General features: G+C 52.2%; 11 protein-coding genes. 7 read left to right on the top strand and 4 right to left on the bottom strand.

From position 1 onward, the window contains the following. Window positions 1–135: 135 nt before the first annotated feature. The 4 genes from RB2501_RS09900 to RB2501_RS09885 are packed head-to-tail and all read right to left on the bottom strand — an operon-like array spanning window position 136 to window position 6,368. Window positions 136–2,493 carry a GumC family protein gene (locus RB2501_RS09900; protein WP_015754660.1) on the bottom strand — a complete coding sequence of 786 codons (2,358 nt, stop codon included), beginning with the start codon at window positions 2,491–2,493 and terminating at the stop codon, window positions 136–138. 31 nt (window positions 2,494–2,524) lie between these two features. Further along, window positions 2,525–3,295, bottom strand: coding sequence for a polysaccharide biosynthesis/export family protein (locus RB2501_RS09895; protein WP_015754659.1), 771 nt, complete (start codon window positions 3,293–3,295; stop codon window positions 2,525–2,527). Beyond that, a complete protein-coding gene (locus RB2501_RS09890; protein WP_015754658.1) occupies window positions 3,292–5,283 on the bottom strand; it encodes a polysaccharide biosynthesis protein in 1,992 nt (663 codons plus the stop codon). The genes RB2501_RS09895 and RB2501_RS09890 overlap by 4 nt, the downstream gene beginning before the upstream one ends. Further along, window positions 5,280–6,368 carry a DegT/DnrJ/EryC1/StrS family aminotransferase gene (locus tag RB2501_RS09885; RefSeq protein ID WP_015754657.1) on the bottom strand — a complete coding sequence of 363 codons (1,089 nt, stop codon included), beginning with the start codon at window positions 6,366–6,368 and terminating at the stop codon, window positions 5,280–5,282. The genes RB2501_RS09890 and RB2501_RS09885 overlap by 4 nt, the downstream gene beginning before the upstream one ends. A 426-nt stretch (window positions 6,369–6,794) precedes the next feature. On the opposite strand from RB2501_RS09885, the gene RB2501_RS09880 reads away from it, so the two are divergent. The 7 genes from RB2501_RS09880 to RB2501_RS09850 all read left to right on the top strand — a co-directional run bounded on the left by RB2501_RS09880 (window position 6,795) and on the right by RB2501_RS09850 (window position 15,440). Further along, entirely contained in the window at window positions 6,795–7,268 is a 474-nt protein-coding gene (locus RB2501_RS09880) for a hypothetical protein (RefSeq protein ID WP_015754655.1), read from the top strand. A gap of 150 nt (window positions 7,269–7,418) precedes the next feature. After that, entirely contained in the window at window positions 7,419–8,441 is a 1,023-nt protein-coding gene (locus tag RB2501_RS09875; protein WP_015754654.1) for an NAD-dependent epimerase, read from the top strand. A 100-nt stretch (window positions 8,442–8,541) separates the two neighbouring features. After that, window positions 8,542–9,873 (top strand): arylsulfotransferase family protein, encoded by a 1,332-nt coding sequence (locus RB2501_RS09870; protein WP_015754653.1) that lies wholly within the window; start codon window positions 8,542–8,544, stop codon window positions 9,871–9,873. A gap of 165 nt (window positions 9,874–10,038) precedes the next feature. Beyond that, complete coding sequence (locus tag RB2501_RS09865) at window positions 10,039–10,434, top strand: hypothetical protein (protein ID WP_015754651.1); 396 nt, start codon at window positions 10,039–10,041, stop codon at window positions 10,432–10,434. Next, window positions 10,397–11,416: a sulfotransferase gene (locus RB2501_RS09860; protein WP_015754650.1), complete on the top strand. Its 1,020-nt coding sequence runs from the start codon at window positions 10,397–10,399 to the stop codon at window positions 11,414–11,416. The genes RB2501_RS09865 and RB2501_RS09860 overlap by 38 nt, the downstream gene beginning before the upstream one ends. Window positions 11,417–11,460: 44 nt before the next feature. Then, window positions 11,461–12,120 (top strand): sulfotransferase family protein, encoded by a 660-nt coding sequence (locus RB2501_RS09855; RefSeq protein ID WP_015754649.1) that lies wholly within the window; start codon window positions 11,461–11,463, stop codon window positions 12,118–12,120. A 389-nt stretch (window positions 12,121–12,509) separates the two neighbouring features. Then, window positions 12,510–15,440: a PKD domain-containing protein gene (locus RB2501_RS09850; RefSeq protein ID WP_083760713.1), complete on the top strand. Its 2,931-nt coding sequence runs from the start codon at window positions 12,510–12,512 to the stop codon at window positions 15,438–15,440. Window positions 15,441–15,443 lie beyond the last annotated feature (3 nt).

Here is a 15,443-nt window from a genome sequence, read left to right as displayed (position 1 = left end):
AAGGTTTGATCGGGATAGAACGGCGGGCAAACATACGGATTCGGGCTAAAAAGTAATGTCACTTTCAGGTTAAGTTATCAACTCAATCCATAAAAAAACCGGCTCGGGGCCGGTTTTTAGTTCCTGAATGGGTGATTACCTGAACTTCCACCATTTTTTCTGGGTTTTCGAATAGCCGTACCCGTATTTCCCCCCATACCCCAGGTTCGTCTGTTTCACGTCGTTGACAATAAAGGCCAGGTTGGATATTTTCCCCTCTTCCTTCAGTTTGGCCGGGAAGTCCAGGGTATCCCGGGCCGTAACCCCTGCGCGGGCCACATATACCATCAGATCGGCCTTGTCGCTGAACAGCAGGGTGTCGGTAACCACCAGGATCGGCGCGGTATCTACCACCACGTAGTCGTATTCCCGGCTCATTTCGTCCAGGAGTTCCTTCATCCGCTCGTTCATCAGCAATTCGGCCGGGTTGGGCGGGATCCGGCCCGAAAAGATCACGTCGATGGCGTGCTGGTCTACCAACATGCTGTTGATAATGTCCTGGGGGCGGTATTTGTCATCGTAGAGGTATTCGGTGAGGCCCGCATCCTTGTTGCGCCCCTGTTTCCCCATGTTGTCCACGTTGTTGTTCAGGAAATAGGTATACAGCTTCGGATTCCGGATGTCCGCGCCGATGAGCAACACGCGTTTGCGGTTGCCCGACAGCACCAGCGACAGGTTTGTGGAAAAGAAGGTCTTCCCTTCCCCGGGCGTCCCGGAGGTCACAAAGATCAGGTTGTTCTTCCCTCCTCCCCGGCGCGCCTTGAGCAGGTAGTCCAGGTTCGTGCGAATGATGCGAAGCGATTCGGCCAGGATGGACCGGTCGTCCTTAACGATAAACTTGTTGTCCTTCTTGCCCAGCCGGGGCAGTTCCCCCAACACCGGGGCGTCGTGGATGATTTGTTCCAGGTTGTGCCGGCTGTGGATCTTGTTGTCCAGCAGGTCCCGGGCGTAAATCACCGAAAACGGGACGAGCAGGCCAAATATGATGGATACCAGGTATACGAGTTTCCTCCTCGGTGATACAGGCGTATCCGAAACATGGTAGGCACTGTCTATTATCTGGGATTTCGGGGCGGTGGATGCCACCGCAATCTGCGCCTCCTCCCGCTTCTGCAACAGGTACAGGTAGAGCGACTCCGTGGTCTGCTGCTGGCGGGTGATGTCGCGCAAATCCCGCTCATTCCGGGGCGCCGAATAAATCTTTGAATTGATGATGGCCTGCTGGTTGGTCAGCGTACTGACCTGCATCCCCAGGTTATTCACCTTGCTGTTCAAACTGGATTGCATGCTCTGCTTCAACCCGTCGAGTTCCTGGTCCAGGTTCTGGATAATCGGGGATTTCTCGGTAGAACTTTTCATCAACCGCCGCCGTTCTGCCACCAGCTGGTTATACCGGGCCGTGGTACTGGCAATGGTCGGGTCGTCCAGACCAATGTTCGTGGGCATGATCTCGTACCCGTCCTGCTGTTGCACCAGGTCCTGCATGGAGGCTGCAATTTCCAGCTGGGTTTGGGAACTCGCCAGTTGCTGGCGGTTGCTGGCGCCGAAATTCAGGTTGATGTTCGCCTCGGACTGGATATCCGTAAGTCCCCGCTCGGTCTTCAGTTCTTCTGCAGATTCGTCCACATTGGTTAAGTTGGAGGAAATTGCAGCAATCCGGTCGTTGATGAACTGGGAGGTCTTGTCCGCTACGGCCTTTTTGTCGGCTATCGCATTTTCGTTGTAGATTCGGATCAGCGTATTGAGAAAATCCCTTGCCCTGTTGGGGATCGGATCTTCCAGGGAGAGGGTGACGATATTGGAAAACTCCTCGGCAATGGCCACCCGGACACGTGCCTGGTAATTTTCGGCTACCTTGGTCACCGGGGTAATGCTAACCATAAGCTTGCGATCCCTGTAGGCTTCCGCGTTTTCAAAATTCGGGGTAATCACCAAATCCCCCAGGGGGGTCTCGATGGTTTTCCCAAAGGCGTATAACTGGGCCGGCCCATCTTCTTCCCGCGAAAATCGAAAAGACGTGTCCGAGATACCAGTTACAAAAAAAGAATATGCGGAACGATTGATTACCGAATCGGCCGACAGGAAGTTCAGGTTTAAGGGCGGATGGTCGTACAACTCCGTATTCCGGATATTCCCCAGGGAAATAATCCGGGAATTCAGGCCCAGCTCCCGGACAACCTGGATGATATTGCTCCGGGAATTGAATACTTCCACCTCGTCCTCCACCATCGTGTTCCCCCCGGATAACATCCCGATATCCGAGAAAAGGTCCAGCCCTCCGGCGGAACTCTGGTCCTCGATGATCTTGATCTTGGCCCGCGCCTCGTATTTTGGAACGGCGTAGCGCAAATACACAACGGCTATACTAATAGCTACTGCTAGCGATAACAGGAACCACTTCCAGTGCCGCAGGTAGGTACTTAATATTTCTCTGATTTCCGTAGAATCGGCCATAGGTAAATTGATAATTTGGGAATAATTGAGCCTACAATCGCGTGATCAGGATTACTGTGGATGTAATCAGGGTCGAAATAATGGAGACCATAATGCTTGCACGGCTATCCAGGCTGGAAGTCTTTATAGCCGAATTGTTCGGCTCCACGTAAACCACATCGTTCTGGGTGAGGTAATAGACCGGGGAATTAAAGGCATCTTTTTTTGTCAGGTCGATACGGGTATACACCTTGGTACCGTCAAAGTCCCGGATGACCAGCACATTTTCCCGCTTGCCCTTGATCCCCATATCGCCGGCCAGGCCCAGGGCCTCCAGGATGGTGATTTTCTCCCCGAGAACCGGGTAAGTGCCGGGGCGGTTTACCTGCCCCAGTACGGTTACCGTAAAGTTGTTCAGGCGGATGTTGATGATGGGGTCCCGGATGTATTCAGACAAGCGCTCCCGCAACAAGGTCCGCGTTTCTTCCGGGGAAAGGCCCGCTATTTTGATTTTGCCAATTACAGGAAAATCAATCATCCCGAATTCATCGATCAGATAGTCTACCTGTTCGGCGCGGATTCCGCCTTCGGAAGGTCCGCGGAACAAGTTGAAGGGCGCGCTGGCCTCGGGGTTCAAAGAGGATACGTGGATGGACACCAGGTCGTCTTCCTTGAATTTGGTCACCGCGTTGTTCTCTTCGAGCAGGGTTTCATAGGAACCCGTGTCCTGGAAATAGACGACATTTTTTCGGGAGGCGCAGGAGCTGATCAGCAGGGCGCCAACAAGGAGAAGGAAAACTCTCCGGAATACTTGTTTGTTCATTGCTTGGACGGATTATGTTTTGAAGGGAGCAGGTCCTCCAGAATGGAAAGCCGCTCCGTATTGAGCTGGTCCTCCCGCGATTCGATGGGCTCCTCCGGGTGGGACCGGTCGAATTTACAAAACTCCGAATTATTGGACACGTACTCGGGCACGATGTTTTTCATAAGCTTTACCGTATCCCCGCTGAAGAACATATTGGAGATGCATAGTTCGTCGATGAGGGAGCGCACTTTTGCGTAATCCAGTTCGCGCACCTTGCTGATCATGATCTTCCGGTTATAGGTAGGGAGCGTATTCTCCCCGTTTGCCAGAAGCTCCTCATAGAGCTTTTCCCCGGGTCGGAGCCCGGTGATCTTGATGTCGATATCCTCCGGGTAGCGGAGGCCGGAGAGGCGGATCATGTTTTTGGCCAGGTCGAATATCTTTACCGATTCCCCCATATCGAAGATGAAAATCTCCCCACCTTCGCCCATGGCCCCAGCCTCGAGTACCAGTTGGGAAGCCTCGGGGATGGTCATGAAATATCGGGTAATTTCTTTGTGGGTGACTGTCAGCGGGCCGCCTTTCTCGATCTGTTTCTTAAAGAGCGGAATCACCGAGCCATTGGATCCCAATACGTTCCCAAAGCGGGTTGTAATGTACTTGGTCCCCCCTTCCTGCTGGATACAGCTGATATACATCTCGGCAATCCGCTTGGAGGCACCCATCACGTTGGTGGGATTGACCGCCTTGTCCGTGGAAATAAAGACGAATTTATCGGTATTGTGTTGCTGGGCCAGGTCTGCAATGACCTTGGTACCGGCAATATTGATCTTGATGGCCTCATAGGGGTTGTACTCCATCAGCGGCACGTGCTTGTATGCCGCGGCGTGGAAAACGATGTCGGGCTTGTACTCCTGGAAGATGGAATTTGCCCGGTTTTTATCGCGGACGTCCGCCACAATTGGGATAAAGTTGTGGAAGCCGTTCTGTTTGAGTTCCTGCTGCAGGTCGTAGAGGGCGGATTCCGCCTGGTCCAGGACAATCAGCGTCTTGTAGTCGTAATTGCAAATCTGCCGGACGATTTCACTGCCGATGGAACCGGCACCCCCGGTTACCAGGATGCTTTTGCCGTTCAGTTCTTTGGAAATCTTGGCATTCTTAATGGATATCGGTGCCCGGTCCAGCAAGTCCTCAATCTGGATCTGTTTGATCTGTGAGGCCTTCAGTTCCCCGTTGATCCAGTCTTCGACCGGGGGGACGATTTTCACCTGCACGGAGTACTCCACCAGGCTTTCCACCAGTTTCCTGAGTTTTTTCTGGTCGATATTCTGGATGGCAAAAATAATCTCGGAGACATTCTTTTTCCTGAGGAATTCCCGGTTCAGGATCTCCGGCCCGTATACGCGGACCCCGTTGATTTGTTTCCCGGACTTTTGCCGGTCGTCATCAATATACCCGAGGACCCGGACGTTGCTCCGGGATATGGAATTCAGAGCGTTGTAAGTAAGGATACCCGATTCGCCGGCCCCGTAGATAAAAACATTCTTGGAGAAGTTGATGCCCCGGTTGATCAGGTTGGTATAGAATACCTTGAAAACGTAACGCGAAGCCGTCAGGCCGATAAAGGCCAGCAAGCTGTGGATGATGATAATGGAAAGCGGGATGGTAAACCCGTCCATCAGCAGCATCTGCCGGTTGGTCAGCACCAAAACGATCGAGAGGATGCTCGAAAGGCAGATGGCGTTAAAAATATTGTAAACGTCCCGGACGCCCGTATGCCGTACCACCCCTTTGTAGGATCCCGTGATCAGGAAAGCCACCATCGAGATAAATGCGATAACGGGCAATTGCAGGAACAATTTTTCCACGTCGAAGTTCAGGGTGAGGTTGAATCGTATCAGGTAGGAAAAGACGAATGCAACGGACACCGTGACGAGGTCTATTGCCAGTACAAGCCACTTGGAGGCGTAACGGGAAACAGAATTTGTCAGGTAATTTTGAATCATGGCAGGGTGTTGTAGATTATTTCGACAGTCCGCTCCAGGTCGGACTTCGTAAGATTGGATCCGCTTGGCAGGCACAGGCCTCGCTCAAACAAGTCTTCCGAGGTACCGTCGGCAAAGGAGGTACATTCAGAGAAAACCGGCTGGAGGTGCATGGGCTTCCACAGCGGGCGGGATTCGATATTTTCGGCTTCCAGGGCCAGGCGAATGGCCTCGCGCGTCCCGAAATCCGGGGTAAGGACCGCAGTCAGCCAGCGGTTGCTGAAAGCGCCTTCGGGCTCCTCCAGGAAGGTAAACGCCCCGGTTCCCGATAGCGTTTCCCTGTAAAATTCGTAATTGGCGCGGCGGGCCGCCACGCGATCCTCCAACACCTCCATTTGTCCCCGGCCGATACCCGCCAGGACGTTGCTCAGCCGGTAGTTGTATCCGATGCTCGAGTGCTGGTAATGCGGTGCCTGGTCCCTGGCCTGGGTGGCCAGGTAAACCGCCCGCTGCTTTAGGGCGGGGTCGCGGGTCAGGAGCGCGCCCCCCCCGGAGGTGGTAATAATTTTATTGCCGTTGAAAGAGAAAATACCGATACTGCCAAGGCTGCCGCAGGGCCGGCCGTTGTACCGGCTGCCCAGGGCCTCTGCACTGTCTTCCACCACAGGGATCCCGTATCGCTCGGAGAGCGCCATGACGGCATCCGAATCATAAGGCATGCCGTAGAGGTGCACGGCAACGATGGCCTTGGGTTTGGCCCCAGCGCCCATCCGATCCAGGATGGCGGCTTCCAGCAAGTCCGGGGAGATATTCCAGGTATTTGGTTCGCTGTCGACAAAAACCGGGGTGGCCCCCAGGTAGGTAATGGGATTGGCCGACGCAGAGAAGGTGAAGCTCTGGCAGATCACTTCATCGCCAGCCCCCACGCCCAGCAAGTCCAGGGCCAGGTGGATGGCGGCCGTCCCGGAACTCAGGCAGGCCACCTGCATGCCGGAACCGACGTACGCCTCCAGATCAGCTTCAAATCCAGTTACATTGGGCCCGAGGGGGGCAATCCAATTGGTGTCAAACGCCTCCTGCACATACTTCTGCTCGGCTCCCCCCATGTGCGGGGAAGATAACCAAATACGTTCTTGTACAGCTGTTTTCAAAAGGGTGTTTATCGCTTGGGTTGTCCGTATGCTTTCGACTCGTAAAAGTACAATCTCGAATCCGGTTTGCACGCTCAATCAGAAGAAAAACCAATTGCATTACGTGAGGTCCCGGATTCAAAGGCTAATTTACGGTTTAAAGCCGTTCCCAGCGAAATCGGGGCCAATAATTCGCTGAAGGCCCAAAAAATTCGGACAACTCCGCTTTTTGGCCGGCATGCACCGGAAACACGGGGGGCACAACTGCTGTACGGTGCAGGTAATCCGCGGAATGACGCATTTCGGCTAAAATAAATTTTGGACGAGAATATTTGCTATTCACCAGATAATTTACTTTGTACTACTTTTAGCACAATAATTTTAACCCCACACACTACACTTATGAAAAAGCCCTCTTATCTCATCCTGCTTCTGCTTGCGCTGGCTGTGAGCTGCAGCAAAAACGAAAGTTCAGATGTCGACAACCCGGACAGCGGGAATCCGGACCCGGATCCCGTTGAGCGCGTGGTATACGACCTGACAAGCGTTAACGATTCCGGGGTAACCGGAACCGCCACCCTCATCCGCAACGACGACGGCACCTCCACAATTTACATCGAATTGGAAAATGCCTCCACGGGCATCCACCCGGCAGCCGTCCACGAAAATAGTATTGAAATGGGAGGCCCTGTTGCCATTACCCTGAATGAATGTGAGTGCGCCATAAGCGAGACCGTCATCACGGAACTGGACAACGGCACGTCTATTTCTTTTGATGAGCTGAACGCCTTTGACGGGCATATCAACATCTATCAGAGCGAGACAAACATGGACAATGTGATTGCCCACGCCAATATCGGTTCGAATGCATTCTAATCGAATCGACAGATAAATAATAAATACTCCGGCCTGGCCCGGGGTATTTTTTTTAACCAGCCTCATCGGGCATAACCCGTACAATCATCCGGGCTGGTTTGCGTTGTATAATTTTGAAGGCGGGGACATCCCCCGACAAAAACCTGTTTTATGAAGATTCTCGTTACCGGGGCAGCCGGATTTATTGGATTTTTCGCAACCCGGCTGCTGGCGGAAAAGGGACATCATGTGGTGGGCCTGGATAACATCAACGATTACTACGACCCGGAACTGAAATTCGGCCGGCTGAGGGAACTGGGGATCGACCGGGGATCTGCGGAAACCTTCGGACAGGAAACGGAGAGCTCCACCCTGACAAATGTGGCGTTTGTTCGGCTGAACCTGGAAGACCGGGAGGAACTGCGGGCCCTGTTCGAGCGACACTCTTTCGACGCGGTATGCCACCTGGCCGCCCAGGCCGGGGTACGCTACAGCCTGGAAAACCCCGAAGCCTACATCGACAGCAACATCGTGGGGTTCCTCAATATCCTGGAGAATTGCCGACACTGCGGCATCGGCCACCTGGTCTATGCCAGCAGCTCCAGTGTTTACGGGCAAAATGAAAAAATCCCCTTTGAAACCACGGACCGGGTAGACCACCCGATCAGCCTGTATGCGGCTACCAAAAAGAGCAATGAGCTCATGGCCCATACGTACAGCCACCTGTACGGTTTTGCCACCACGGGCTTACGGTTCTTTACGGTGTATGGCCCCTGGGGAAGGCCGGACATGGCGCTTTTCCTGTTTACCCGGGCCATCCTGGAAGGCCGGCCCATACAGGTTTTCAACAATGGCGAGCAGGAACGGGATTTCACCTATATCGACGACATAGCCGAAGGGGTGGTCCGCGTGCTGGAGGACGACCTCAGTGGTCGCCGGGATCACCGGGAAAAATACAAGCTATACAACATCGGGAACGGCAGCCCGGTAAAACTCATGGATTTCATTGAAGCCATTGAAAAACACACGGGAAAAACGGCTATCAGGGAAATGCTTCCGGCCCAGCCCGGCGACGTTACCCGGACCTGGGCGGACACAGGCGGCCTGCAAAAAGATTACGGGTACAGGGCCGGATCGGATTTAGACGACGGGATTGGTAAGTTTGTCGATTGGTATGTCAATTATTACTCGTGAATGTGTTTAAAAGTTCACAATTATTGTTTTTGGACGATTTAAATAGGGGCATGACCTAGTAAATTGAATATTTGCAGACTGTAAAAGTTTTCTTTGCTGTATGAAAAGACTTCGGATCCTATTTATCATTGTCGTAGGAATCTTCCTTTATTCCATAGCCTTGTCCTCTTTTGTCAGGAACCTCTACCTGGCACCCGACACCAATGCACAATGGGGAATAGCCGGGGACGCGGTGAAATTTATGGCCAATTTACCCTCCCAGGTAAAGCAGGCTTTTGAAGCCCCGGGGTTTTATGTCGGCAACAGCACTGCCAAAGATGGCCTGACGCTGGTTTCCCAGGTCAGCGATACAGTGGATTACCCGAATCTGCTGGTCTCTTATAAGACAAAACCTTTTGGGCAGGAGTTTGAGCTGCTGGAAGTGCCTTCAGGCGCATCCATCCGGAAATGGGCCCCGGACAATGCGGAACTCTTCGAGAGGGCGTTTAACGAGGCGGATCCGAGAAAACCCCCAAAAGGCAGCGACTTGCATTTTATGCATGCACTGATGCTGAAGGACAGTTCCCTGATTATGAATTCGCAGATAACCAGTCTGCTTACTCGAATCGGCAAGGACAATTCAATTATGTGGATCAGCAACGACAGGAATTACCACCATACCTCGGAGCTCGGTCCGGACGGGACGGTCTGGGTTTGCAGCCGCCCTTTCCAGGCTACACAACTCCCCTTCCTGCCGGATACGGAAGAGGCGCGTTCCGCCTTTATGGACGATGCCCTTACCCGGATTGACCCGGATACGGGGGAAATCCTTTTCGAGAAATCCGTTTCCCAAATATTGATCGAAAACGGGTATGGAGGCTTAATAGTCCAAAAAGGGCAGATCATCAGCGACCCGATCCACCTGAATGATATTCAACCCGCCTACAGCACTACCGAATACTGGAACCGGGGCGACCTGCTGGTCTCCTGCCGGAATATCAGTACGGTCTTCCTTTACAGACCCTCCGAGGATAAAATCCTTTGGATACAGCAAGGTCCCTGGCAGAACCAGCACGACGCGGACTTTGTGGACGGGCAGTCGATCAGTATTTTTGGCAATGACATCCTTCGGGAAGAAAGCACGATTGATCCGAAAATCACAACGAAGAATTTATTCTTCCCCCCTTCCGGCGGGACGAATGAAATTTATCTTTATAACTTTGAAAATGATTCCGTTACCACCCCCTATTCAAAACTCATGGAGGCCGAAGGGATCAATACTACCACCTCGGGCCGGAGTGAAATTTTGGCCAACGGGGATATCTTTGTTGAAGACACCAACAACGGGAGGATCATCATAGGAGATTCGGCCCGTTCAAAAATGGAATACGTCAAACGAATCGACGACGAACATATTTCCAGTTTATTCTGGAGCAGAATGATAAAAAACTAAATAAGTAACACCATGTATTTATATTTAGGACCAGGTCTTGGCGGGGGCATACTCGCCGTTATCAGTGGAATCTTCTTAACCATCTTTGCATTTCTGGTAGCCGTTTTCTGGATACCCATTAAGCGGTTCTTCGGGATGTTTAAAGGCAAGACCAAAGAATAGGCATTGGAATACGCAATTATCGCAGGGACCACCCTGCTGAGTTGTTTGCTTTTCGAGCGCATCCATATTATTGGCGTGACCAATAAATTGATTGCCTCCTACCGGCAGCAATTCTCCCTGATGCAGAACAAGGACCTCGGGGACGAGGAGAAACAACAATTGCTGCTGGCCCAGGTAAAACTGCAGTTGGGGCAGCTGTTGAAGCTCATTCTCCTGCTGGTTGTCTTTGTATCCCCTTTTATCGTATATACGCTTGCTGCGCCTTATACGGAACTGTTCAGCGCGTCGACATTGTATCGTTGGGAGGGCATCCTGGCAACCTTTGTGGGAGTGGGCCTCTATTTTATCCTAAAACGCATGTATGTCAAGCTATTCGGCCAGCGAAAAGGCGCTGCATAAATTTTACCTGTCCAATTATTTTATTTCCCGCTCCTCCCTCGAGGTGGAGCAAATCCTGTTTGGAAATAAAATAAAAGACCTGCAGGTTGAAGCCTATGTCTTTATTTCCGGCTTGGCCCGCTCCGGGACCACGGCCCTGATGCGGACGCTTTTTGCAACCGGCGAATACGCCTCCCTGCAATATTCCAACATGCCGATCCTCCTGAGTCCGAACCTCTGGAAAAAGAAACTGAAACTCGAGTCCCGGGAGCGTGCCCATGGGGACGGGATCAAAATCGACGGCAATTCCCCGGAGGAGTTTGACGAATATTTTTGGAAGGCTTTCCTGAAGGATTCCTATATCTCCGACGCACTGGAGGTCCACGAGGTCCCGGGGGACATCCTGGAAAAATACCAGGAATACGTAAAACTCATCTGCCATTCCAAGGGCAAAAAAAAATACATCTCCAAAAACAACAACAACATCCTCCGTTTGGATTCCCTCCTGGAATTACCCAACAGCAGGGTCATTGTTCTGTTTCGGGATCCCTTATCCCATGCGGCTTCCCTCCTGAAACTACATAAGTCCTTCAGTGAAAGCCAGGGGGAAGATCCCTTTGAACTGGATTATTTTAATTACCTGGGGCACCACGAATTTGGCCTGGGGCACAAGCCGTTTTTGCTCCGGGAGGCTTTTATGGAGGAGGCCGCAGCCTACCCGAAGGATACGCTGGACTACTGGGTCTTTAGCTGGATCAATTACTACGAGTACCTGTTATCCCATTTGAAGGAATCCATCCATTTGATTGCCTTTGAGGACCTGACCACAAAACCCGGAGAGGTCTATGGCCGCCTCGAAAATTTGCTGGAACCGGAAACCGGGATACCTGTGCCCAACCGACATACCCCGAGTACGTATTCCGGATTGTCCTGCAGCCCGGAGCTGAAAAAGCGTGCAACCGGGATTTACGACCAATTGAAATCGAAAGACCTCCTTTCCTGAAATGATAGAGGCGCGGAGCTTTATGCTTAATTAAACTTTGAGTAATGGACGGAAAAATATTTTGTATCGGTTTAAATAAAACGGGCACCACATCCCTGCATTTGGCGCTGGAGAAACTGGGGTTTAAGAGCGTTCATTATGAAGATGACAAAGGCAACAATATCAAGGAGATCATTCAACATAATTTCGAGAATGGAAAAAATATTCTCGAGGGGTTGGAGGAATACGACGCCTTCACGGATTGGGATAACAGCTCCAATACCGTGGGCATCTTCAAGGAATTCGACAGGCAATATCCGAATAGCAAGTTTATCCTCAACACCCGAGATTTAGAAAGCTGGTTGGACAGCCGGGAAAGGCACGTCCTGAAGAACCAGCAAACCGTAAGGGATATACCCGACTCGGGCCTCACCTGGCTGGAGGTGGACCGGGAAGGCTGGACCCGGCACTTTGAGGAACATCATCGCGAGGCCATGGAACATTTTAAAGGCCGGCCCGATGACTTGCTGGTCATTGATGTCGTCAATGGCGATGGCTGGGAAAAGTTGTGTCCATTCCTGGGGGTACCCATACCAGGTACGCCTTTTCCCAAAAGGAATGTCAGCCCGCAGAACAAACCGCCCCTGAAAAGGTTTTTGCTGAAAATTTTCCGTCAACTCCCCAGGCCCCTCAAACGGAGGATTGCAAAAGCGCTGCTCGACTAACAGACGGCGGCGATTTCCGCAAACCGGGGAACATCTGCCGCCCTTTCTGTTGCAATACTTTCAACTTTCCGCTTCCTTGCGAATTTACCACTGACTCTATAGGAGATCCCCTACCCGGGTGTCTGTATCGTGCAGTTCATCGATTTTTTTCCCAAAAAACTGTTAAACGGGTTACTTTCGACGTCCAGTTGCAGAGTTTTGCGCGTATTCGAATGAGATTTGCGTGAAGTTTGCCCCGATCGAACCATCAAAGGTGCTTTATCAACAATCAGATGTTGGTATTTTTTTTGTCCCTTACCGTGCAGTTCATCGATTTAATTGCAATTTTCGTCGACTAATCAAAGTTATTGAATGAAGTAAGCACCATATCTTAAACCCTACTTTGACTCATGAGATTTCACCCCACTCGAATCCATCAGAGCCAGATATTTTTTATCCTATTTGCACTGACATTTTTGATTGCCTGTTCCAAGGATTCCGATATCCTGGATTACACCACTGCCAACGGAGGTTCTCCAAACGTGGAACAACAGGAAAAAGACGCTGAAACCGAATCCGGTTCCGAGGAATCCGATGGCGAAGATACTTCCGCGGAAGAAGAAGCCACCGGGGAGGAAACTACCGGGGAGGAAACCCCAGGGGAGGAAGCTGCGGAAGAAACCACAGATACCGACGGAGAATCGGGCATGGAAGAGGGTTTTGAGAGCCGGACCACGGCCTTTCCCCCATCGGATGATGCATATCTGGAGCGCGGCAAGAGTTACAATGAGTCGCTGATTCGCCTGGAAGAAGGCAACCGCACGAGCTACCTGCTTTTTGACCTTTCCCCGATTGCGGATGCCGGCGGATACATTACCGACGTGAATTTCCAGTTTACCGTCCGCTCAGACGGCGGGGACGGCACCATCGAAGTCTACCGGGGCACATCCACTAACTGGAGCGAGGCCGACCTCGACTCAAACACTGCCCCGGCCAACGATATCCTGCTCGGATCCGTCAACGACGAATACGTGGCGGGGAGCACCCAGGAAATTGTTCTGAGCGCGGCCGATCTGCCGGCGGAGAAAACTACCATCATCCTTTACCACGCCAATGGAAACGACCTGGCCATTGCCTCCAAGGAACACGCTTCCAAGGCCTGGCCCAAGTTGATCGTAACCTACAACCTGCCCCAGGACGCGGCCGAAATTGAGGTAGAGGAACCCACAACTGAATCCACCTCCGAAAGTACCCAAAACGCCGCCCCGAACGCGGTGGCCACGGCTACCCCGGTCTCCGGGCAGGCGCCCCTGACTGTTTCGTTCAACGGGAAGGATTCCTCGGATGACGTATCCATCCAGAACTATGCATGGGACTTTAAGGACGGGCAGGGCTCAACAGCCATCAACCCGGAGCACACCTTTACCGAGGCCGGCAGCTATCAGGTAACCCTTACCGTTGAGGATGCCGAAGGGCTTTCCGACCAGGCCAGCGTGACCATCACGGTTGAAGAACCCGACAATGCCGCACCGGTTGCCCGTGCCAACGCGAATACCACAGAGGGGCCCGCCCCCCTGGAAGTCCTTTTCAATGCGGACAGCTCCTCGGACGACCAGGGCATTACTTCCTATCAATGGAATTTTGGCGATGGCACCAGCAGCACCAACAAAAACCCGTCAAAAACATTCTCCGAAGCCGGCGAGTACACCGTGCGGCTGACGGTTAAGGATGCAGATGGCGCCACGGATACGGATACCCTGACCATCACCGTTACCGCATCACAAGCGGCCAACCAGGCCCCTGTTGCGGTAGCCAAGGCATCGGTACTCAGCGGTAACGCACCCCTGGATGTGCAGTTCAATTCCAACGACTCTTCGGACGACAACGGGATTGTCTCCTACTACTGGGATTTCAGCACGGACGACCCCTCCTCTGCCAAAAACCCGGTACGCACCTTTACCGAACCGGGCACTTATGAAATTTCACTTACCGTGAAAGACGCCGCCGGGTTAAGCGATACGGACAACCTGACCATTGAGGTTACGGGAACCTCATCCGGGGGAAGTTCCGGTGGAAGTTCCGGTGGCAGCACGGGTGGAAGTTCCGGCGGGGGCACCAGCACCACGGCCGGCGACTATCCTGCAGGTGCCGTATTGGCGTCCAGTTTTGGCTGGAATGCCACGGATGCCACCGAGGCCTTTCAAAATGCCATCAAATCCAACAGCAATTTCATCGTAATTGACAAAAAGGCCAGCGACTGGATCATTCAACCCACCCGGTTGTTCGACATCAAGAACAAGACGATCTTCTTTGAGCCCGGTGTAGTCCTTCGGGCCAAAAGCGGCGCCTTTGGGGATACCCATGCTGTATTGTTGATGCTAACACGCGCCAGCAATGTGACGATCGAAGGGTATGGCGCCACATTCCAGATGAATAAGTCGGAATACACCAGCGGGGAGTTCCGGCACGCCTTCCTCCTGGATGGTTGCCAGGATATTACCGTTAAGGGATTGACTTTTAGAGATAGTGGAGGCGATGGGATCAACCTGAACAGTTATACCGATGGCGGATATTCCCAGAACATCACTATCGAAGATGTTAAAAGCATCAATAATAAGCGGCAGGGCATGAGCATTATCAGCGCCCAGGACGTATGGGTGCGGAATTCGGAGTTCCTGAGCACGAGCGGGGCACAGCCGGAGGCCGGCGTAGACCTGGAACCGAATAAACCCAATCAGCGTCTGGTGAATATCAATTTCATCGGATGCCAGTTCAGGAACAACAATTTTGCCGGGTTTAAAATTGCCCCATTTTTAATGAATTCCGGTTCCATACCGATAAGCGTCAAGGTTGTAAATTCTAAGTTCAGTTACAACAGCAAGTCTACGAATCACACCAAACCCCGTGCTGAGATTTTCCTCGGGGCCAGCGATTCGTATGGCCAGGTGAAGGGGACCGTTTTGTTTGACCGGGTAACCTTTGAAGGGACACACTCGCACATTATCAAAAGCCAGAAACCGACAGATGCCTATAGTGTGGAATTCCGGGATTGCGTGGGGACCAACCTGGTGAAGGATGTCAATGTGTCGCCGATATTCCTCGAAGGCAAGGCAGTTGCCGATAACCTGGGAGGGTTCATCTTCAACAATTTCTATCTGCAGTACAGCCGGAACCAGCCTTTCCTGACGATCAATACGCCTCCGGGGACCATTGTGAAGGATGTGATTGGGACATTTACCGTAAAGGAGCCCTATGACAACCCCCCTTCATATAATAACCGGGCGAACCCATCAAACCCGGCGAACATCAACATTAATATCAATTACACCCACATCAATTGATCA

The sequence above is a fragment of the Robiginitalea biformata HTCC2501 genome (assembly GCF_000024125.1).
In the GTDB taxonomy this organism is placed as follows: domain Bacteria; phylum Bacteroidota; class Bacteroidia; order Flavobacteriales; family Flavobacteriaceae; genus Robiginitalea; species Robiginitalea biformata.
Note: the sequence above shows the minus strand (reverse complement) of the source record. Positions and strands in the feature narration are given on the sequence as shown.

Coding starts and splice junctions, on each gene's coding strand:
- RB2501_RS09900 (WP_015754660.1), bottom strand. CDS start 2,493: ATGGCCGATTCTACGGAAATCAGAGAAATATTAAGTACCTACCTGCGG.
- RB2501_RS09895 (WP_015754659.1), bottom strand. CDS start 3,295: ATGAACAAACAAGTATTCCGGAGAGTTTTCCTTCTCCTTGTTGGCGCC.
- RB2501_RS09890 (WP_015754658.1), bottom strand. CDS start 5,283: ATGATTCAAAATTACCTGACAAATTCTGTTTCCCGTTACGCCTCCAAG.
- RB2501_RS09885 (WP_015754657.1), bottom strand. CDS start 6,368: ATGGGGGGAGCCGAGCAGAAGTATGTGCAGGAGGCGTTTGACACCAAT.
- RB2501_RS09880 (WP_015754655.1), top strand. CDS start 6,795: ATGAAAAAGCCCTCTTATCTCATCCTGCTTCTGCTTGCGCTGGCTGTG.
- RB2501_RS09875 (WP_015754654.1), top strand. CDS start 7,419: ATGAAGATTCTCGTTACCGGGGCAGCCGGATTTATTGGATTTTTCGCA.
- RB2501_RS09870 (WP_015754653.1), top strand. CDS start 8,542: ATGAAAAGACTTCGGATCCTATTTATCATTGTCGTAGGAATCTTCCTT.
- RB2501_RS09860 (WP_015754650.1), top strand. CDS start 10,397: ATGTCAAGCTATTCGGCCAGCGAAAAGGCGCTGCATAAATTTTACCTG.
- RB2501_RS09855 (WP_015754649.1), top strand. CDS start 11,461: ATGGACGGAAAAATATTTTGTATCGGTTTAAATAAAACGGGCACCACA.
- RB2501_RS09850 (WP_083760713.1), top strand. CDS start 12,510: ATGAGATTTCACCCCACTCGAATCCATCAGAGCCAGATATTTTTTATC.